Source organism: Saccharothrix lopnurensis (assembly GCF_042658445.1).
GTDB lineage: Bacteria > Actinomycetota > Actinomycetes > Mycobacteriales > Pseudonocardiaceae > Actinosynnema > Actinosynnema lopnurensis.
In genome coordinates, this window is the sequence record NZ_JBHSQO010000046.1 from 24,659 (window position 1) to 44,778 (window position 20,120).

Annotated in this window: 18 protein-coding genes and 1 tRNA gene; 7 read left to right on the forward strand and 12 right to left on the reverse strand. The window is 71.1% G+C overall.

Annotated features, from left to right (window positions below):
* Positions 1-418: 418 nt before the first annotated feature.
* Entirely contained in the window at positions 419-4,279 is a 3,861-nt protein-coding gene (locus ACFP3R_RS30285) for an nSTAND1 domain-containing NTPase (RefSeq protein WP_380640930.1), read from the reverse strand.
* Between the two features lie 538 nt (positions 4,280-4,817).
* Between ACFP3R_RS30285 and ACFP3R_RS30290 the strand changes: the two genes are divergently transcribed.
* Complete coding sequence (locus ACFP3R_RS30290) at positions 4,818-5,909, forward strand: helix-turn-helix domain-containing protein (protein WP_380640932.1); 1,092 nt, start codon at positions 4,818-4,820, stop codon at positions 5,907-5,909.
* Positions 5,902-7,092 (forward strand): hypothetical protein, encoded by a 1,191-nt coding sequence (locus ACFP3R_RS30295; RefSeq protein ID WP_380640934.1) that lies wholly within the window; start codon positions 5,902-5,904, stop codon positions 7,090-7,092. Before ACFP3R_RS30290 ends, ACFP3R_RS30295 begins: the two co-directional genes overlap by 8 nt.
* A gap of 3 nt (positions 7,093-7,095) precedes the next feature.
* Here the strand turns inward: ACFP3R_RS30295 and ACFP3R_RS30300 are convergent, their stop codons facing one another.
* From ACFP3R_RS30300 to ACFP3R_RS30335, 8 genes are all read right to left on the reverse strand, one after another.
* The gene (locus ACFP3R_RS30300) at positions 7,096-7,710 is read right to left on the reverse strand and encodes a hypothetical protein (protein WP_380640936.1); all 615 of its coding nucleotides are present in this window, start codon (positions 7,708-7,710) and stop codon (positions 7,096-7,098) included.
* Between the two features lie 351 nt (positions 7,711-8,061).
* Positions 8,062-8,135, reverse strand: a tRNA-Pro gene (locus ACFP3R_RS30305).
* A 177-nt stretch (positions 8,136-8,312) separates the two neighbouring features.
* The gene (locus ACFP3R_RS30310; protein ID WP_380640938.1) at positions 8,313-9,428 is read right to left on the reverse strand and encodes a sensor histidine kinase; all 1,116 of its coding nucleotides are present in this window, start codon (positions 9,426-9,428) and stop codon (positions 8,313-8,315) included.
* Positions 9,422-10,075, reverse strand: coding sequence for a response regulator (locus tag ACFP3R_RS30315; protein WP_380640940.1), 654 nt, complete (start codon positions 10,073-10,075; stop codon positions 9,422-9,424). The genes ACFP3R_RS30310 and ACFP3R_RS30315 overlap by 7 nt, the downstream gene beginning before the upstream one ends.
* A gap of 21 nt (positions 10,076-10,096) precedes the next feature.
* Positions 10,097-11,503, reverse strand: coding sequence for a ribosome biogenesis GTPase Der (gene der, locus ACFP3R_RS30320; RefSeq protein WP_380640942.1), 1,407 nt, complete (start codon positions 11,501-11,503; stop codon positions 10,097-10,099).
* On the reverse strand, positions 11,500-12,144 hold the full coding sequence (locus ACFP3R_RS30325; RefSeq protein WP_380640944.1) for a lysophospholipid acyltransferase family protein: 645 nt from the start codon (positions 12,142-12,144) through the stop codon (positions 11,500-11,502). The genes der and ACFP3R_RS30325 overlap by 4 nt, the downstream gene beginning before the upstream one ends.
* Positions 12,141-12,869: a (d)CMP kinase gene (gene cmk / locus ACFP3R_RS30330; RefSeq protein WP_380640946.1), complete on the reverse strand. Its 729-nt coding sequence runs from the start codon at positions 12,867-12,869 to the stop codon at positions 12,141-12,143. The genes ACFP3R_RS30325 and cmk overlap by 4 nt, the downstream gene beginning before the upstream one ends.
* A gap of 30 nt (positions 12,870-12,899) precedes the next feature.
* Entirely contained in the window at positions 12,900-14,045 is a 1,146-nt protein-coding gene (locus tag ACFP3R_RS30335; protein WP_380640948.1) for a DUF1015 family protein, read from the reverse strand.
* An 18-nt stretch (positions 14,046-14,063) separates the two neighbouring features.
* Between ACFP3R_RS30335 and ACFP3R_RS30340 the strand changes: the two genes are divergently transcribed.
* The 4 genes from ACFP3R_RS30340 to ACFP3R_RS30355 all read left to right on the forward strand — a co-directional run bounded on the left by ACFP3R_RS30340 (position 14,064) and on the right by ACFP3R_RS30355 (position 17,313).
* Complete coding sequence (locus ACFP3R_RS30340; RefSeq protein WP_380640950.1) at positions 14,064-14,546, forward strand: cation:proton antiporter regulatory subunit; 483 nt, start codon at positions 14,064-14,066, stop codon at positions 14,544-14,546.
* 5 nt (positions 14,547-14,551) lie between these two features.
* Complete coding sequence (locus ACFP3R_RS30345) at positions 14,552-15,733, forward strand: cation:proton antiporter (protein ID WP_380640952.1); 1,182 nt, start codon at positions 14,552-14,554, stop codon at positions 15,731-15,733.
* Positions 15,734-15,871: 138 nt separating this feature from the next.
* The gene (locus ACFP3R_RS30350) at positions 15,872-17,050 is read left to right on the forward strand and encodes a S8 family serine peptidase (protein WP_380640954.1); all 1,179 of its coding nucleotides are present in this window, start codon (positions 15,872-15,874) and stop codon (positions 17,048-17,050) included.
* Between the two features lie 20 nt (positions 17,051-17,070).
* On the forward strand, positions 17,071-17,313 hold the full coding sequence (locus ACFP3R_RS30355) for a hypothetical protein (protein ID WP_380640955.1): 243 nt from the start codon (positions 17,071-17,073) through the stop codon (positions 17,311-17,313).
* An 84-nt stretch (positions 17,314-17,397) separates the two neighbouring features.
* Here ACFP3R_RS30355 and ACFP3R_RS30360 read toward each other — a convergent pair whose 3' ends face one another.
* On the reverse strand, positions 17,398-17,727 hold the full coding sequence (locus ACFP3R_RS30360; RefSeq protein ID WP_380640957.1) for a DUF6401 family natural product biosynthesis protein: 330 nt from the start codon (positions 17,725-17,727) through the stop codon (positions 17,398-17,400).
* A 140-nt stretch (positions 17,728-17,867) separates the two neighbouring features.
* Here ACFP3R_RS30360 and ACFP3R_RS30365 point away from each other — a divergent pair, with 140 nt between their 5' ends.
* Positions 17,868-18,314, forward strand: coding sequence for a DUF6319 family protein (locus ACFP3R_RS30365; protein ID WP_380640959.1), 447 nt, complete (start codon positions 17,868-17,870; stop codon positions 18,312-18,314).
* A gap of 50 nt (positions 18,315-18,364) precedes the next feature.
* Here ACFP3R_RS30365 and ACFP3R_RS30370 read toward each other — a convergent pair whose 3' ends face one another.
* Positions 18,365-19,321, reverse strand: a complete 957-nt coding sequence (locus ACFP3R_RS30370; RefSeq protein WP_380640960.1) for a quinone oxidoreductase family protein — start codon at positions 19,319-19,321, stop codon at positions 18,365-18,367.
* A gap of 6 nt (positions 19,322-19,327) precedes the next feature.
* Positions 19,328-20,119 carry an SDR family NAD(P)-dependent oxidoreductase gene (locus ACFP3R_RS30375; protein WP_380640961.1) on the reverse strand — a complete coding sequence of 264 codons (792 nt, stop codon included), beginning with the start codon at positions 20,117-20,119 and terminating at the stop codon, positions 19,328-19,330.
* Between the last annotated feature and the right edge of the window lies 1 nt (position 20,120).

Consider the following 20,120-nt stretch of genomic DNA (forward strand, 5'->3'; position numbering starts at 1 on the left):
CCCGCCTCGGGACCGACATGGACGGCATGATCCCGACTCGGCCGATCGTACTCATCGCATCTTCCCGGAACGCGAACGCGTCGATCCCGCCACCGCAGAAACAGAATCGCACAGGAAACGCGGCTACCGGGAGGCGTTGCATGCGGTTCAACACTGTTGAACCGCATGCAACGCCTCCCGTCTTGCTCCCGCAGTTCGCTCCCACATTCTCCTTGAGGTCTCGAATCGCCATCGATGCGGGGTGAACTAGGCCGGTGCGACGCCAGACTTCCCCGTCAGCATGATCAACGATCCTGCGGCGGCCTGAAGTGCAGGTCAAGAGGTGTGGCCAGCTTCTGGAACCCACTGGTCACGGCGCAGATGAACTGTTTCGTCCAAGCGGTCACAGATGAGGGTCATCAGGACCAGTTTCTGGAAGCTAGCGCTCCCAGACGAAGTCTCCGGACAGCCCGGAGGCGTTGAGGTCGGACATCCGGTCGATGACGTCCAGACATCGGCTGCGGATATCGTCACGGCTCTGGCGGTAGAGCCTGAGCACGATGGTGACCATGTCATGGCTGACTGCGGCGGTTGCGGTCCGCATGTCGCCCAGATCTCCTCCGGCGATGCCGATAGCTCGGTCGCAGGCATCGAGGATCGCTTCGGGGAGTAGCGCCAGGCTGTCTTCCAAGGCGCGGAAAAGGTTGTCGAAGTGCTCGGCGAAAGCCGGGCTCGTGGTGAATGCCGAGACCAGGGCCTGCGTGGTGGCTGCGTCGGTTCGGTCGAGTGAGGTGACGGCAGCAGCTGCGGCCTCGCGGACGGTTGGGTCACTGTCGTTGAAGAAGCGTGTCACGAGATCGGGTCTGATCTCGGGAGCGCTGGCCATGGTGGTCGCAGCACCTCGTCGGGCGGCGACGGCGAGCATGTCCGGATCTGTGGGGATGGAGGAGTCGAGACGATTCCTACCGAGTGCGTTGGCCCAGACGTGGCCCGCCCGTTCGGCGACTGTGTCCGGTCCCGCCAGTGCGCGCGCGAGGTGTCCGGCGAACCGCTGTGGGTCGCGGAGTGTCGCGTAGGTCAGCAGCCTGGTAGCCGGGTGGGAATCGAAAATGTCGATCTTTGGTTCGCTGAGCAGTTGGTCTGCAAGGTCCAATGCTTCATCGATGTGGGTGTTGAACAGGGCTAGAACAGCCCCGGTGGTCTGCGTGCGGACGGCCATGATCGGGTCGTTGGCCAATCGGGCCACTGTGGGCAGCAGGCGGTCACAGAACTCGGGTCGGGCGAAGAGCACCTGGCCGATCGCTTCGGCGACTGCGCCTCTAGTGCAGTTCATGCCCGCGCTGTGGAGATCACCGTTGTAGTACCACTGGCCGGATTGCGACGCGGTACGTGCTGTCTCGTGCTCAGGATCGCCGTCCTGGGAGTAGCGCTCCAGAAGGCCCAGCAAAACTTCGTCGATGTCGCCCAGATTTGCTCGGACCGCACGGCATACGGCACGGCCTGCCGCCGGGCCCGCAACCTGATGGGCGTGGGCGCAGAGTTCGGACAGCAGCGGGGTGGGGATCTTGCCGGCGACCGCTTCGACGACGTGGACGATGTGGTGGGCGGGGACGTCGGCGTCGAAGGTCAGGGACAGGCGGGCGAAGCGCTCCGGCTCAGTCTGAGCCGTGCGACCGAGCATCCGGGCCAGCTCCAGAACTCCGCCGACCGGCGCAGTCGTGGAGTAGTTCCTGGTGTTGTCGCGGTACTTCTCGATGGCCCGCAGCCAGTCCTGGTCGGTCATGAACCGGGATGCCTTCTCGGGCACGGGCGGTCCGACGAAGTGCGCCATCAGCGGCGTGGGCGCTGCGGGTGGGTCCTGGGGGAAGCGGCGTTCGAGTTCCGCGATGCGGCGTGCGCAGTCCGGGAGCAGTCGCTCTCCGGCGATCGCGGTGAGCAACTGGTACTGGCTGTAGCCGTGCGCGGAGCGGCCCTGTACCGCGGTCTCCCACGGCGGGTAGTACTGGAGCAGCATCCGGCACAATGCGGTCAAGTGGTCGTCGTCGCAGTGGCGTGAAGCGGCTTCGATGAGCTGACGGGTGGCCCATCGAGGACTGTCGCTCCAGCCCAGGCGAAGGTTGCGAGGGTCGGACAGCAGCCAGTCGACTGCCTCGTCGGCGGATTGTTCCGCACCGGCGGTGTATGCCCGGCAGGCCAGGAAGCGCAACGCCTCCAGGTTGCTGCCGGCGAGTGCCCTGATCACGTTGTCGTCTGCGGTCACCATGCGGGAGGCGGTGGCGCGCAACGCTTTTTCGACACCGGTGAACAGGGCGTCGTCGATCTGCGGGTTGACCTCGATGACGCGATAGCTCCATCGAGGGCTGGTGAACAAGGCTTCCGGATCGTCCCGGAAGCCGGTGGCCTTGATGACGTCGACCAGGAACGGAAGGACTTCGATAAGGAACTGCTCCGGTGCGGCCTCGGCGATCTCGGCTATCGTGGATTCCCCGCCGCCACTAGAGCTGTCATTGAGATGTCCCGAGGCGAACGGGTCGTGGCTGCCGTCCTCCTGGGCTCGCACCTGTGCACGGCGCAGGTACGCACCGATGATACGCGCGGCTCCACACGGCTCGTCGTCCTTGAGGCCGTAGAGGATGCTCCAGAAGTCGCTGTTGGTCGCGATGGGCCCACGGGCGTGGTCGAGCAAGCCGTGCTCGACCAGTTCCACCGTGAGGTCCACCAGTCCAGGGGTGAGGGACCATTCGACCATCGACCTCAGCCGGTTGTTCCACTCCGGCGAGGTACCGATGTGAGGACGGACGAGTTCGGCGACGCGCTCCGGCCGTTCCCTGGCCGCGATGACCAACTGGTTGGCCGCACCGACCTTGTCGGGATCGCGGAGCATCATCTCCCAGCGATCTGCCCGGTCCGCCGCGTCGAACCACCGCGCGGAGGACAACAGCGCGGTCAGCTTCCCGTTCCGCCGGCAATCACCGAACGCCAGTGGTTCCAGCTCCGACCAATCGTCACTATCGGCATCGAGCCCACCCAGCACGCCGACGACCACGTCCAAGAGGTGCGACCGGACGGTGGTGCTGGTCAGCAGCTCGCCGACCGTCGCGCGAAAGGCTCGCCGGTCGGTACCGGCGAGGTGTTCCAGCACCTGGCGAGTCTGCGCTCGGCGGAACAGGTGCTGGCCGGACCGCACCAGGAACCGGTGCAGGTTCTCGCCCTGAGCGACGAAGGCCCTGGCGAACACGAAGTCGAAGTAGGTCTCGTGGCAGAAGCTGATGGTGACCGTGTCGTCCAGAAGAACGCCTGCGGACGCCAGCGCCGATACCTGCCGGCGAGGCACCTCGTCGAGTACCGCTGTAGGTACTTGAAGGACTTCGTTGTCGCTCATGTACGACATGAGCGTGCTGGTGATCGCAGCCCAGTTCAAGCTGCCCAGCTCCATCTCGACCGCTTGCCGGGTCTGGGTGGTGAACTGCTCGTACAGGTCAGGCAACGTCCGATACGTCAAACGCTGGGATTCGGACGACAGCCTGCTGAACACGGCGAGGTGCAGCGGCAGACGCAACAGTTCCAAGGTAGAAGGCTGGATCGACGCCACATCGACACCACCGGCTTGAAGGGCGTCCTTCACAGCGGTCGTTTCAAGGCCGACGATCTCCATGCTGCCGACCCGCGACTCATCAGACAACAGCCACCGCATGCGTGGATCGGCTTCGAGGTCGACCGTTCTGACCACGAGCACGAGCTTCACACGCGGATGCCGCTCCGCCTCCTCCAGCATTTCGGCTACCGCGTCATAGCTGTCCGGCATCCGACCGCTGTAGGTACTGACCGCGTCCAACTGGTCGACCACGACCACGCGCCGGGCATCACCGGCGGTTTCGTCAACCACCACGACCGGAGAATCCGGCAGGCCACAGGAGCCGCCCAGTTCCTCGGCTGAGGAGGAGACTTGCTTGATCGCGTCCATGCGGACCACTGCGGCCGTCCACCCAGCTTCGATAAGTTCCGTCACGGCATCGGCCAAGATGCTGCTCTTACCCGAACCTGCCCTCCCGTGAACAACAAGCACCTGGCGCGAGTCCGTGGCCAGCCACCCTACGAGGTTCTGCACCGCTGGGTGCACAGCCATGAACCGCGGTCGGGTTGCCCTGTTGCGACGACGATGCCGCTCGACGGTCCTTCCAAGCGCTTCCCACTCGTTCAGGGAGGAACGCCGCTTACCCTCCAGCCCTTCGGACATGATCAGGTCACCGTGAACGGTGACATCCCTGGCCTGAAGGACATTGCCCATGACGTTGCGCACGGAGTTGGAGACGACCTCGGCGCCACCCAGGGGGGTGCCACCCTGAACTTCCCGCTCAGACGATTCCGTCTTCCCGCGACGACGGTGGGCTGCCAACTGCTGATCTCCCTTTCTCAGGGGCGGAAGGAGTGGAACGAGCTACACCGATCCATGAGGGCACCGACGAAGGCGGAACCGTACCCTAGGCGTATAGCCACATATGCAGACACGGCGGATCCACTCGTACGCCAGTGTGACCGCTCATTGGCGCGACTCCCTTCGCCATGACGCTGCACACTACGCCGAGGGTCCGACAAAACAAGGCGATCCCAGGTGGCCGCAGCAGGCCGGAAGCCCGGTACCAGCCTTTGCTTCTCCACAGGACCCGACCGAGGTAATGCTACTTTGCGTATAACATTGACTACTTCAGGTAGCGCACCGATCGGCGACGCATGCCGCGCGACATCGACTCACCCCACAGTCGGAGAACCACGGCTTGGCGGCACCCGCCACGAACAGCCTGTGGACAGTCGGAATAATCCAACGTATCTTTGCTTGCATGAACGGCTTCGTGGCCGGTGACGCCAACCCCGATCTGCTGATCGCTGCACGTGAGGCACTTGGGTGGACGCAGAAGCGGCTGGCTGAGGAGTTGACCCGGCTGGCGAAGGCTGAGCCGGAGATCAGCCAGGGCTACGTCTCCCGCGCTGAGAGGGGTTCGCTGACGGTCGCCGGCGAGCGGCTCGAGTTGTTCGCGAAAGCCTTGGATGTGACCCCTGACTTCCTTGTCAGCGATGCGAAGCTGTGGTCGCTGGGCGAAGGGTGCCTCTACCACCGCAACCGCGCGTCGACGAAGGCATCGGCACTGCGGCGGCTGCATGCCCGGATCAACCTGCTGCGCCTCCACCTTCGGAGACTCGCGGTCGACTCCACCGTGCCCCTGCGGGAGTTCACGCTCGTTCCGATGCGCGTCGGCGGCATCGACGGCCCGGAGGACGCGGCACGCGCACTGAGGCGCACGCTCGACCTGCCGGACGGACCAATCGACTCCGTGACCGCGGTCGCCGAGCAGGTGGGTGCGCTGGTGGTGCCGATGTCACTGGGCGGACGCGAGGTGGACGCGACCAGCCTGCATCCTCCGGGGGAGGCGCCGGTGTTCGTTGTCAATACCGACGCGCCCGCCGAGCGTCAACGGTTCACCCTGGCTCACGAGTTGGGTCACATCGCGTGCGCTCCTACGCCGGATTTGGACGTCGAGGAGATGGCTCAGGCGTTCGCCAGCGAACTGCTCGCACCGGCAGCCCAGGTGCGAGGCGATCTCCGCGCCATGCCTATCACTCCAGCCCGGTTGTTGCAACTGAAGGCGCAGTGGCGCATGTCAGCGGCCGCGCTGCTGCGCCGCGCGGTCGACTTGGCCGTGATCACTGACTCTCGGTACCGCACGCTCAACACCCAGATGTCCGCGCTCGGCTGGAAGACCGGAGAACCTGAGCCGCTGCCGGACGAGGTGCCGGCGGTGGTGCCCGCCCTCGTGGCCGCCGCAGTCCGGTCAACCGGCGGCGTTGACGCCGCGGCCGCGAAGGCGGGAACGACCACCGAGAGCCTTCGGGCAATGCTCGGCGACGATGTGTTGGGGGCAGACGATGACTGATCTCCACGACGGGAGCGCCTCCCCGTCGAAGGACGGCCCGGCGAGCCCGCTCGCGCAGCTCGCCGATTTCCCCTCGCCGAAGCGCCCGGCCGGCAGTGTCGGGGTACTGCTCAATCGCCTGCTGATCTACGCGCGCCCGGATCAGGTACCCGCGCTGCGGCCGCACGTCAACCTGGAACGCAGCGGGTTCGTCATCGCCGGCGCCAAGACGAACGGCCGCATGAAGTTGCTCGCCGAAGACGGATTCGAAGGCATCGTCCTGGCCGATCCCGCCGCATACGAGAAGCACGTCGCGACAGTGGACGCGCCTTTCTGGTCCCCCGAGGACCAACTGCTCCCGACGAGCCTCGAGGACATGCTCGACCAGCAGTTGATGGCGGGTGCACCGACGGCGCTCACCCCCACCAAGTTCATCACCGCAGGCGACACCGACTCGCTCAAGGCAGCGGCACGGCAGGTGAAACTCCTGCGGCGCAACGACGTGATCTTCGTGGCACCACTGGACATATCCTTCCTCGACCGGAAATTCATCCGCCAGACGACAGCGATCCTGGCCGACATCGGCTGCCCGGTCGCGCTCGTGCTCGGCAAGCAGTTCGACCCGCTCGCGCACGCCGCGGCACGCATCATCCCGAACCTCAGGATGCTCGCCGCGACGATCGAGCTCATGCCGATGCGAACGGACTTCAACGCGTTCGACCTGGTCGCCCACGGTGCCTTCGCCGGCGCCATCGGCACCGGCGGATCCGTCCGGCACACCGTCGAGCCGCCGCAGAAGTCCATGGCGTTCAAACAGGATCCTTCACCGAGCGTCCTGATCCCCGAGCTCATGTGTTGGTGGAAGGGCAACAAGCTGGCTGAGCTGTTCGGCGCGAAGGAGCACCTGGCTCCACGCTGCCCTTGCGAAGTCTGCGCCGGGCGGCGTCTGACGAGGTTCCTCCGGCGGACCGACAAGAACGAGGCCATGGCGCACGCCGTGGCCGTCTGGTCGGGGTATGCGGCGGACATGCTGGACGCGCCGACGCTGCGTCAGCGCGCCCAGTACTGGCAGAACGTCTGCCGCAACGCGCTCGGCAACCACAAGCTCATCCCCACCCAGCTGAAACTGGCGAAGCCGCTCAAGCCGCAAAAGCCCTTGGAGGTCTGGGCCGAGCTGCCGCTCTGGCCGACCGACCAACCGTGAGTGTCAGCGGTCGAGCGAGTGACGGTAGACGCGCTCGCAGAAGCGCCACCACGCCACGGTCGGACGCCACTCGGACAGAGCTTCCGGTTCCAGCACCACCATCGGCGCGGACCGCGGGCCTACCGCGACGCCGACGCCGTACCACGATGCCTCGGCGAGAACCTCGTCAGCATTCTCGGGAAGCTCTCGGGCGACGAACATCCGTGGACAGTAGGCCGCGAACTCGGACGCACGCACCAAACCGTCACGCCAGTGTGAGGCGTACACGACGGCGAGCAGGGGGACCATGGCGGGAACGACAAGCCGGGTCACCGAGCGGCGCGTGAAGTTCACCACTCCGCTAGGCGCCCGCCGGAGCACGCGAAGACTCGACGGACCAACCACGGAAAGGGGCACCGCTTCCCCAGAAGGCAACCCCATGAGAACGTCGAGCAACTCCATCGAGTCGAGACAGCCAAGCCCGTGACTGCGTCGACGACCATGTTCGGCGTGATCAGTGCGGTGGACGATCGTCGCCGAGGTGCCGAAGATCCGCACCTTCGTCGACTTCGTATCCCTGTCGGGCAGGGTGAACGCGGTGCCTGACGTCGCTCCCGTCGTGTGCGCTGGGTAGGTCATCGTTCAACCCTCTTCAGGAGGGTCGAGGCGACGCGGGGAGCAGTCTGCACGGCATGATCCTTCCTTAGCACGCCGACGCTTGCCCACCTCAGGTACCAGGTTCCAGCCACGATCCGCGGAACCGCACCCAAGCCCTGAAATCGAACACCCGTTCGGAACAATGTGCAAGCCTGCGCGGATTCGCTCACGCAGGTCCGTCAGCGACGCGAGAGTCGGCACCCGAGGGCCGCACTCGATATGAGGTTCATGCACTCGACCACTGCGAACAATCCCTTCAAGATCGAATCGAGTGCACGAAGAAGCCCCGTTGACCAGGCTTGACGCCTAGATCAACGGGGCTTCTCTCGACCGTCGGGACGACAGGATTTGAACCTGCGACCCCTTGACCCCCAGTCAAGTGCGCTACCAAACTGCGCCACGTCCCGGCCACACCCCCGCTGTGGGGTGCGCGCATAGCTTAGCGCACCCCCAACGGGCACCCGACACGACCCCCCGACCACGGTCGCGTAAGGCGTCTAGCTGCGGTTATGACGGAGACCCGCAACCAGGCAGGCCCCGTGTCCCCTCGATCCAGCCGCTCCCCCGGGAGTCGACGTCCCTCACTATGCGGTCGCCCGCTTGTGCGCACCACCGCCAAAAGTCGAGTCGTTCGTGCCGGCGGGTGGACCCACGGGCAGGGTCGCCTCCACCGTGAAGCCGCCGCTCGCGCGTCTCGTGATCAGGGTGCCCCCGGCCAGCGCCACGCGTTCCTCCAGGCCGTGGAGGCCGTGGCCGCCGGGGGACGAGGGCTGGGACGGGGCGCTGGTCGGCGGCCCGTTGGTCACGGTGACGGTCAGGTGGTTGCCGCGCGGGGTGAGGTTCACCTCGGTGGGGGCTCCCGGGGCGTGCTTGGTGACGTTGGTGAGGGCCTCCTGGACTACCCGGTAGGCCGCTCGGCCGGTGGCGGGTGGTGGGGCGCCGGTGGTCCGGTCCTCGTAGGCAACGGTCAGGCCCGCCGCCCGTGCTCTGTCGACCAGGTGGGGTATGCCGTCGTAGCCGGGGATCGGTTCGGTGTTCAACAGGCCGAGTGCCGCCCGCATCTCGGCCAGCGACTCCTTGGCCAGGGCCCGCAGGCGCAGGGCCGTGTCCCGGGTCCCCCGGTCGTCCGTCGTGGCGGCCAGGGCCGCGGACTCGACGGCGATCAGGGTGGCGTGGTGGCCCACCGCGTCGTGGATCTCCCTCGCTATCCGCGCTCGTTCGGACGCCTTGGCGCCCTCCTCGCGCGCCTCCAGCTCCGCCGTCCTCGCCCGGGATGCCTCGGCGAGGCTGGCGGTCAGGCGCCTCCTGGTGGTGATCAGGGCGCCGAGTGCGGTGGGGGCCCCGGCCATGAACAGGGCGAAGGCGAAGGTCAGGAACGCCTGGTTGGGGGCCAGGGACTCGTGCGCCACGACGAACGTGGCGGGGACGGCGGTGGCCGCGGCCACCCAGGCGATCATGACCGGCGGGCTGGACCTGCTGCCCACCCGGTACAGCGCGACCACGGTGGGCGGCCAGCCCAGGCCGCCGACCAGCGCGGGCAGGCAGGGCAGGGCGGCCAGGGACGGGTTGAGGCGGCGCAGGGGCAGGGCCAGGCAGGCGAGCAGGGCGGCGGGGACGGACCAGGTGAAGGGCACCTCGCCGGCCATCAGGACCATGGCGGCGGGCACGACCACCACCAGCAGCTCCAGCAGGATCACCACGCGTTCACCTGGTGGGCCACCAGCGCCGCCTGCACGCGGTTCTCCACGCCGAGCTTGGTCAGGATCGTGGAGACGTAGCTCTTGACGGTGGCCTCGCTGAGGCCCAGCCCGGCCGCGATGGCGCTGTTGGGTCGGCCACCGGCCACCAGCGCCAGGACCTGGCGCTCACGGGCGCTCAGGCCGTCGAGCTGGGGGTTCTCGCGCGGTCTTCCCCTGAGCCTGGGCAGCAGGCGGACGGTGATCCGGGGGTCCAGCACGGCTCCCCCGGCGGCCAGGTCGAGCACCGCGCGCACCAGGGCGTCGGGTTCCGCGTCCTTGAGCAGGAAGCCCTGCGCGCCGAGCTCCAGCGCCTCGGCCACGTAGTCGTCCAGGTCGAACGTGGTGAGCACGGCCAGCGCGGGCGGGTCGGACCAGGTCAGCAGTTCGCGCAGCGCGGCCAGGCCGTCGACGCCCGGCATCTGGACGTCGACCAGGGCCACGTCCGGTCGGTGCCGCCGGACGACGTCCAGCAGTTCCGCGCCGTCCGCGGCCTCCGCCACCACCTCGACGCGGCCGTCCGCTTCGAGCAGCACCCTGAGGCCCCGGCGCAGCAGCGCTTCGTCATCGGCGAGGACCAGTCGCACCGGCACGTCGCCAGGCAACCGCATCCGGCCCGCCGGGGCAACAGGTCACTTCCTGGCGCGCTTCTCCCGCACCCGCACCGACACGCGGACCGGGCTGCCCCGGAACCCGAACTCCTCGCGCAGCTTGCGCTCGATGAACCGCCGGTACCCGGCCTCCAGGAAACCGCTCGTGAACAGCACGAACGTGGGCGGGCGGGTGGCCGCCTGGGTGGCGAACAGGACCTTGGGCTGCTTGCCGCTGCGCACGGGCGGCGGGGTGGCCGCGATGAGGTCGTTCAGCCAGGCGTTCAGCCGCCCGGTGGACACCCGGGTGTCCCACGAGTCCAGCGCCGTGCGCAGGGCCGGCGCGAGCTTCTGCACGGAGCGGCCGGTCAGGGCCGAGATGTTCACGCGCTCCGCCCACGGCACCCGGACCAGGCCCCGCTCCAGCTCGCGCACCATTGCGTTGCGCCGGTCCTCGTCGACGAGGTCCCACTTGTTGAACGCCAGCACGCACGCGCGCCCCGAGTCGACCACCATGCTCAGCACCCGCAGGTCCTGCTCGCTCAGCGGCTCGGCCGCGTCGAGCAGCACGACCGCCACCTCGGCGGACTCGATCGCGGCCTTGGTGCGCAGCGACGCGTAGTACTCGGCGCCGGAGGCGAAGTTCACCCTCTTGCGCAGCCCGGCGGTGTCGACGAACCGCCACACGTCGCCGTCGAGCTCGACCAGGGAGTCGACCGGGTCGACGGTGGTGCCGGCGGTGGCGTCGACGACCGACCTGTTCTCGCCGGTGAGGCGGTTGAGCAGGGACGACTTGCCGACGTTGGGCCGGCCGACCAGCGCCACCCGGCGGGGGCCGCCGCGCTGGGCCTCGAACGTGTCGCGCGGCGTCTCGGGCAGGGCGCCCAGGATCCGGTCGAGCATGTCGCCGGAGCCGCGGCCGTGCAGGCCGGACACCGGGATCGGCTCGCCGAGCCCCAGCGACCACAGCGCGGCCACGTCGCCCATGACGCGCTCGTCGTCGACCTTGTTCGCGACCAGCAGCACGGGCCGCTTGGAGCGGCGCAGCAGCTTGACCGCGGCCTCGTCGTTGGTGGTCGCGCCCACCGTCGCGTCGACCACGAACAGGATCGCGTCGGCGGTGGACATGGCCAGCTCGGCCTGGGCCGCGACCGAGGCCATCATGCCGGTGGCGTCGGGCTCCCAGCCGCCGGTGTCGACCACGGTGAACTTGCGGCCGTTCCACAGCGCGTCGTAGGCGACCCGGTCTCGGGTCACGCCCGGCACGTCCTGCACGACCGCCTCGCGGCGGCCGATGATGCGGTTGACCAGGGTGGACTTGCCGACGTTCGGCCGGCCGACCACGGCCAGCACGGGCTGCGGCGGCGCCGCGGAGCCCTCCTCGCCGGTCTCGTCGTCGAACGCGGTCCAGTCGGACTCGTCCGCCCAGGTGCCGTCCAAGTCCGTCATCGTGCTTCTCCTCGTTGGCTGTCGAGCTCGGCCACCAGGGTGGCCAAGCGGTCGCGGACCTGCTCGGTGGCCTTCACGAGCGCCTGCCGACCGCGGTCGTCGGGCAGCTCGAACGGCTCGCCCACGAGCACGTCCACCAGGGGCCGGAACCTCCTGCGGGTCCCGGGCGGGCGCAGGGTGCCGCGGACCGCGACGGGCACGACGACCGCGCCGGTCGAGCGGGCGAGCCAGGCCGCGCCCCGCTGGGCCTCGGCCACGTCGCCCGCGCCGCGGGTGCCCTCGGGGAACACGGCCACCAGGCCGCCGTCCCGCAGCACCCCCTGCGCCGCCAGCAGCGGCGCCCGGTCGGGTTCGCCGCGGCGCACCGGCAGCTGGCCGATCCACCGCAGCAGCGTGCCCGCCACGCCCTTGAACATCTCCTGCTTGATCAGGAACACCATGCGGCGGGGCACCACGCCGAACAGGATCGGCCCGTCGACCATGGAGCTGTGGTTGGCCACCACGACCACCGGCCCGCTGGTCGGCACCCGCCCGCCGCCGTGCACGCGCACCCGGAACGGGGTGCGGAACGGCCCGCGCGCGATCCACCGGCCGAGGTCGTGCAGCCGGGGCAGCGCCCCGTCGGGGAGCTGGTCGGTCACCCGCGCACCCGTCCGCTCGGCTGGGCGAGCAGGCCGCGGTCGGACACCAGCTCCAGCAGCGCCGCGAGCACGCCCGGCAGGTCGAGGTCGGTGGTGTCGAGCACGACCGCGTCCGCGGCGGCGCGCAGCGGCGACACCGCGCGCGAGGAGTCGTGGGCGTCGCGGCGCTGGACGTCGGCCAGCGTGGCGCCCAGGTCGACCTGGCGGCCGGACGCGGCGTCCTGCTTGGCGCGGCGGCGGGCGCGGGCCTCGGCGTCGGCGGTGATGTAGACCTTGAGCGGGGCGTCGGGCGCGACGACGGTGCCGATGTCGCGGCCCTCGACCACGATGCCGCCGACCTCGTCGAGGGCGTCGGCGATGATCCGCTGCTGCTGGGCGACCACGAGCGCGCGCACCTCGGGGACGGCCGAGACCGCCGACACCGCGAGGGTGACCTCGGGGCCGCGGATCTCGGCGCCGACGTCCTCGCCGTCCAGGTGCGTGGTGGAGCGGTCGGGGCCGGTGCCCTGGACCACCCCGGCGGCGCGGGCGACCTCGGTGGCGCGGTCGGTGTCGGCCGGGTCGACGCCGGCGCGCAGCACGGCCAGGGTCACCGCGCGGTACATCGCGCCGGTGTCCAGGTAGCGCGCGCCGAGGCCGGCCGCGAGCCGGCGCGCGACGGAGGATTTGCCGGTGCCGGACGGCCCGTCGAGGGCCACCACGCCACGCAGCTCACCGTGTGCCACGGGTTGTCCTCCTCAACGCGACTGCGGTCGTCAACCCCGCAATTGTGCCCGGTGCGGGCGGTCACACCCGAACCCGGGTCGTCCCAGGTCCGCCAGCAGCAGGCCGCTGCGCGGCTTCGGCGTGAAGTAGGTGCTCTTGCGCGGCATCCGCCCCCCGGCCGCGTGCACGGCGAGCACGTCGCCCAGCGGCACCGGGGCGATCAGCACGACGAAGTCCGCGCCCGGCACGACCTCGTCGGTGACCGGCCGCACGCGCGGGGCGCCGAGCCCCAGCGCCCCGGCCAGCAGCACCGACTCCACGGCCGCGTGGTCCACCCCGCCGGGCGGCAGCGACACGGCCACCGCGCCGTCCCGGCCGACCGCGACCACCACCCCCGGCGACGGGCGGGCGTCCCGTGGCGCCGGCGCCACGGCCAGCCCGCGCGCCCGCCGCGCCGCCGCCGCGGCGGCCACCGCCAGCACGGCCTCCGCCACGGCCCGGTGGATGGGGCCCACGCGCAGGTCCGGTCCCGCCGTGACCAGCGCCAGCAGGCCGGGCGTGCCGGCCGCGGCGGCCACCCGGTGGTTGCCGTCGGCGACCATCAGCGGGTGTTCGCCCGCGGCGGCCAGCAGCGCGTCCTGCCGCTCGCCCGGCCCGACGAGCCACAGCCGGTGCCGCCGCCCGCCCGGGTCGACCACCGAGGCGGCGGGCTCGTCGTCCACCTCGGCCACCAGCCGGGTCAGCGACACCTCCCGCCCCACGGGCACCAGCAGCGCCGCGCTGGTCGCGCACCCCAGGCCGGCCAGCACGCGGGCCCGCTCGGCGACCACCTCGGGGTAGACGTCCTCGGTGTGGCCGACCGCGGCCGGGTCCGCCACGCACAGCAGGCCGTAGGCGGTGCCGTCCGGGCCGTCCACCCGGTAGGGGGCCACCACGTCGCGCACCTCGCGGTAGGCGGTGGCGCGCAGGCGCGCCAGGTCGGCCAGCGCCCGCGGCAGCGCGTCCACCAGCGACAGCCCCTCAGCCAGCGCCCGGGGGGTGCGGTGCGGGTGCTGCACGGCCAGCAGGGTGCCGGGACGGGCGCGGGCCAGCGCCGCGACGACCCGCTCGGGTTCGGCGAACTCGTCCACGTCGGGACCCGGCACCCGGTCCCGCACCACCCAACCCCGGCGAACCGGACCAACCCGTACGACCATCCGACTAGACTCCCGCTCGTGAACGTCGAGGTGACGCCGCTTCCGGGGATCGGCACCCGGCAGGACTTCATGATCCGCGCCGGCCGACGCATGGGTGTCATCACCCACCGCGACGGCAAGTTCGAGCTGATCGTCTCCCGGAAGGACGACCCGGACGACTGCATGGCGTCCATAGCGATGACCTCCGCGGAGGCCGCCACCCTGGCGGGCCTGCTCGGCGGTCCGCAGCTGGTCGCGCACCTCCAGGAGCAGCACCGCGACGTCGCGGGCATCTCCACGCAGCAGTTCCCGGTCGTGCCCGGCTCCCGGTTCGACGGCAGCCCGCTGTCCGAGACCGAGCTGCGCACCCGCACCGGCGCGTCGATCGTGGCCGTGGTGCGCGCGAACGGCGTGCACCCCTCGCCGCGCCCGGACTTCGTCTTCGCGGGCGGCGACCAGGTCGTGGTCGTGGGCACCGCGGAGGGCCTGGCGGCCGCCGGCGAACTGCTGGGCGGTGGCTGAGCACCTTGCACAGCACAGCAATCGCGCTCATCCAGCTCGGCGCGGTCTTCTTCGGGCTGGGCCTGCTCGGCAAGATGGCGTGGCGGATCGGCATCTCACCGATCCCGCTCTACCTGATCGGCGGCCTCGCGTTCGGCGAGGGCGGTCTGATCCCCCTGCACGGCATCGAGGAGTTCGCGCACCTCTCCAGCGAGATCGGCGTGGTCCTCCTGCTGCTCCTGCTCGGCCTGGAGTACTCGGCGGCCGAGCTGATGACCGGCCTGAAGCGGTCGTGGATGGCCGGCGTCCTGGACATCGTGCTCAACGCGACGCCCGGCGTGATCGCCGCGCTGGTGCTGGGCTGGGGCCCGGTCGGCGCGCTCGCGATGGGCGGCGTCACCTACATCTCCTCGTCCGGGATCATCGCCAAGGTGCTCGGGGACCTCGGCCGGCTGGGCAACCGGGAGACCCCGGTGGTGCTGTCCGTGCTGGTGTTCGAGGACCTGGCGATGGCGGTCTACCTGCCGATCCTGACCGCGGTGCTGGCGGGCGTCAGCTTCGTGGGCGGGATGACCGCGGTGGGCATCTCGCTGGCCGCGATCACGGTGGTGCTGGTGATCGCGCTGAAGTTCGGCCGGTACGTGTCGGCGCTGGTGGACAGCCCCGACCCCGAGGTGTTCCTGCTCAAGGTGCTGGGCGCGGCGCTGCTGGTGGCGGGCCTGGCCTCGCAGCTCCAGGTGTCGGCGGCGGTCGGCGCGTTCCTGCTGGGCATCGCGATCTCCGGGTCCACGGCGGAGAACGCCACCCGGATGCTGGAGCCGCTGCGGGACCTGTTCGCGGCGATGTTCTTCGTGGTGTTCGGCCTCAACACCGACCCGGCGTCGATCCCGCCGGTGCTGGGGCTGGCGGTGGCGCTGGCGGTGGTGACCACGGCGACCAAGGTCGCGACCGGCTGGTGGGCCGCGAGGTGGCAGGGCATCGGCCGGATGGGCCGGGCGCGGGCGGGCGCGGCGCTGGTGGCGCGCGGCGAGTTCTCCATCGTCATCGCCTCGCTCACGGTGGCCTCCGGCGCCGTGGACGGGCGGCTGGCGGCGCTGGCCACGGCGTACGTGCTGCTCATGGCGGTGCTGGGCCCGGTGGCGGCCCGCGTGGTCGAGCCCCTGGCGAACTTCACCCGAAAGCGTGAGGCTGAACCGACCCCGGCCTGACCTGTATCCACCGGCCGGCCGGCCCCTCCACCACGGCGTGCGGACCACGCCCGCGCAGGTCCAACCCGTACGGGTGCTTGAGCGCGGGCGTGGTCCGGGGTTACACCTGACAGCCGCCACACCCCGGAGGGGGTCGTCATGTCACAGCCAACGGGTACCGAGACCACGGGGCGCTACCTGGTGCTCCTGGAGGACAGGTCGGTCGCGGCCGGCGCGGTCGAGATGAACCGGGTCGCCGGCATCTCCGCGGCCAGCACCGCGGACCACCCCACGGCGGCGGACCTCGCCGCCGCGGACGGCATGATCTTCCAGGACCTGGGCGTCGCGGTGGTCGACGCGACGCCGGAGCAGGTCGCGCGGCTCTCCCGGGCCGCCGAGTCGTCCGGCCCGATCAGCGTGGTCGAGGCCGAGCGCGTCGTGCAGGCTTACACGACCACCGGGGAACCCGCCGCCGCGGTCGACGAGGGCGTGTTCACCTGGGGCCTCCAGGCGGTGGGCGCCAACCTCTGCGCGGCCACCGGCAGGGGAGTCCGGCTGGCCGTGCTCGACACCGGGTTCACCACCGCGCACGCCGACTACGCGAGCCGCACGGTGGTCACCCAGTCGTTCATCAAGGGCGAGACCGTCGACGACGCGCACGGCCACGGCACGCACTGCGTCGGCAGCGCGGCGGGCCCGCGCAAGCCCGCCGCCGGCCCCGGCTACGGCGTCGCCCACGAGGTCGAGATCTACGCGGGCAAGGTGCTGTCCAACGCGGGCTTCGGCTCGGACAGCGGCATCCTGGCGGGCATCGAGTGGGCCATCTCCAACGGGTGCGCGGTCATCTCGATGTCGCTGGGCGCGGCCGTGCGGCCGGGCACGCCGTACTCGCAGGTCTTCGAGCAGGCCGCCACCCGCGCCCTGGCCCGGGGCGCGCTCATCATCGCCGCCGCGGGCAACGAGAGCCGGCGGCCGGGTTCGGTCAACCCGGTCGGCCACCCGGCCAACTGCCCGTCGATCCTGTCGGTCGGCGCCGTCGACGTGGACCGCGCCATCGCGCCGTTCTCCTGCGGCACGGTCGACACCATCGGCCAGGTCGACCTGGTCGGACCGGGTGTCGACGTCTACTCGTCGTGGAACAAGGACGACGGCGCCGGCATGTACAAGCGCATCCAGGGCACCAGCATGGCCACGCCGCACGTGGCGGGCGTGGCCGCGCTCATCGCGGAGAGGTACGGCGCCCGCGGTTGGGAGCTGTGGGCGAGGCTGGTGCAGTCCGGTCGCCGACTGGGGTTGCCTTCCACGGATGTGGGTGGAGGATTGGTGCAGGCTCCCTGACGGCACCGACGGAGGCGACCGTGGCAGGTTTTCGGCACAGGGTGGTCGTCTCGGTCGCCGACGACGGGCTGGCGGACCTGCCGGCCGTCGTCTCGGCCCTGCGCGAGGCCGGCATGGAGGTCGACGACGTGCTGGAGTCGCTGGGCGTGGTCACCGGGTCGGTGCCCGGCCCGGCGGCCGGGGCGGGCGGCGCGCTGGGCGCCGTGCCCGGGGTGGCCTCGGTGGAGCTGGAGCGCGAGGTCGGCCTGCCGCCCGGTGAGTGAGCGGCGGTCCCGGGCGCGGGAACGCGGCACGGGAAAGGCGGGCGGTCCCGGCGAGGGGCCGCCGGCCGACCCGCCCGGCCGGCGCTACGCCCCCGGCACCGGCTGCTCCCGGCGCGCCAGGTGGCACACCGCCGCCAGCCTCAGCGTCGTCCAGTCCGCGTTGGGCCAGTCCACCCGGGCGGGCTGCCGCCAGCCGTGCGACGCCGCGCCGTCCAGCACGCCCCTGGCGTACCCGGCCAGCAGCACCGCCTCGTGCGCCACGGCCGACACGCCGTGCGCCAGGATGTCGCGCACCGCCGCGCCGTGCTGGTCGACGACGGCCAGCACCCCCGGCACCGGCGCGGTCGCGAGACCGAGTTCGTCGCTCAACCGGTCCAGGAACCGACGAGCGGAGAAGTCCCTCCACACGCTCACAAGGCGGACACCCTACGCTGTGCGGGGCACTCGACCCAAAGTCGAACAGGTGTTCTAAGATCACGCCGGGTCGAGCCGGATGCGCAGAGAGGAACCACAGGATCGTGCAGGCGGACACGCTCGCAGAACAGGAAGTGAAGGTGGACGCAGCGGCGCCCGCCGCCGCGCCCGTGCAGGAGCAGGAGGTCGCACCCGTGCCGCAGGAGCAGCAGCCCGAGGCCAAGGAGCAGCCCGAGGTCAGGGAGCCCGAGGTCAGGGGTGAGGAGACCGAGGCCAAGCCCGCGAAGCGGCCGAAGTCGACCGCGAAGAAGACCCGCACGGTCGAGCTGACGCTGACCGTGACGGGCACCGCGGACGGCGAGTGGCAGGCCGACCTGGTGCACGGCACCAAGCGGGTCGTGCAGGGCCTGTCCATCTCGGCCGCCGCCGTGGCGCGGGCGGCCAAGGAGCTGCACGACGACATCGCGGGCGGCATCGAGGAGGTCATCGAGACGGCCCGCGCCCAGCACCGCACCCGCATGGAGGAGCTGGAGGCCGAGCTGGCCAAGGTCAAGGCGGCCCTGGCCGAGCTCAGCGACGAGGACTGACGTACCGACGGGGCCGGTCCGACCGGCCGGCCCCCGCCGGGACCGGGACCTCAGCGCGACGGGTCCAGCACCAGCTTGCCGGTGGTGCGGCGGGCCCGCAGGTCCTCGTGCGCCCGGCGCACCTCGGACAGCCCGTACTCGCCGCCCGGCACGGCGCGCAGGTCACCGGCCAGGACCAGGTCGAACAGCTCGGTCATGGCCCGGTGCACGACCCGGCCGGGCAGCCTGAACGCGTGCGGCAGCCACATGCCCGCCACCGCCGCGGAGCGCGCCAGCAGCGTGCCGGGCGGCACGGGCGTCGGCTGCTGCCTGCTCGCCATGCCGTAGAACGCGAGCCGCCCGAACGGCGCCAGCGCGGCCAGGCTCTGGTCTGTCACCGCGCCGCCGGTCATGTCCAGCACGACGTCCACCCGGCGCCCGTCGTTGGCCGCGCGCAGCGCCTCGGTCATGTCCGGCGCGGTGGAGTCGACCGCGACGTCCGCGCCCAGCTCCAGCGCCAGTTCGCGCTTCTCCTCGCTGCTCGCGGTGGCGATGACCCGCCCCGCGCCCCACCGCTTGGCCAGCTGCACGGCCAGCGTCCCGACCCCGCCGGCGGCGGCGTGCACGACGACGCTCTCCCCCGGCTCCAGGTGGGCGCTCCGGCGCAGCAGCAGCCACGCCGTGGCGCCCTGCACGACCATGCTCAGCGCGGTCAGGTCGTCCACCCCGTCCGGCACGTCGAACGAGGTCGCGCCGGGCACCACCGCCTTCTGCGCGTACCCGCCGCCGCCGGCGGTCAGGGCGACGACGCGCCGCGGGCCCACCCGACCGACGACCTCGCCGCCGGGCACGAGCGGCAGCTCCATCTTCGCCAGGTACGAGTTCTCGGCCTGGTGGGTGTCGGCGTAGTTCAGGCCCGCGCGGTCGACCTCGACGAGGAGTTCGCCCGGACCGGCGACGGGGTCGGGCAGCTCGACCTCGGTCAGCACCTCGGGGCCGCCGAACTCGGTGATCTGGATGGCTCGCACGGTGGTTCAGCTCTCCTCGTTGGTCAGGGCGTCGTGGCGGAGGGTGACGCGCTCGCCGGAGGCGGTGCGCGGACCGGGCGGGTTGGGGAACCGGAACGGCGCGCTGGGCCTGCCGGCCTGCACGAACCAGCATTCACCCGGCTGCCCGGAGCGCAACACGGACACGAAGGCGTCGACCACGTCGTCCACGCCCAGCACGGGCATCCCGGCCGACTCCAGGGTGTCCCTGAAGCCGGAGATGATGCCGGTGTCGGCGAACGACGGGCAGACCGCGTTGACCGTGACGCCCTCGGCGGCGAGCAGCGGGCCCAGCCCGCGCACCAGGCCGACGACGGCGGCTTTGTTGGCCCCGTAGAGGGGGTCCATCGGCATGGGCATGAGCCCTGCCATGCTGGCGGTGGCCACGATCCGCCCGCCGCGCTCGCGCAGCGCGGGCAGGGCGGCGTGGACGCCGTACACCACACCGTCGAGGTTGATGCCCATGACGTCGCGGTACCGCCCGGGGTCGAAGTCGTCGCCGAGGCCGAAGCCGGTGCCGATGCCCGCGTTCAGCACGGCGAGGTCCAGGCCGCCGAACCGCGACACGGCCAGCTCCACGGCGGCCGCGGACGCCGCGGGGTCGCGGACGTCGCAGCGGGTGTACGCGCCGCCGACCTCGTCGGCCACGGCCGCGCCGCGCTCGTCGTCCACGTCGGCGACCACGACGGACGCGCCGCCGGCGGCCAGCCGGCGCGCGAGTCCCGCCCCGATCCCGTTCGCACCCCCGGTGACCAGCGCGACCTTGCCGGCGAACTCCACA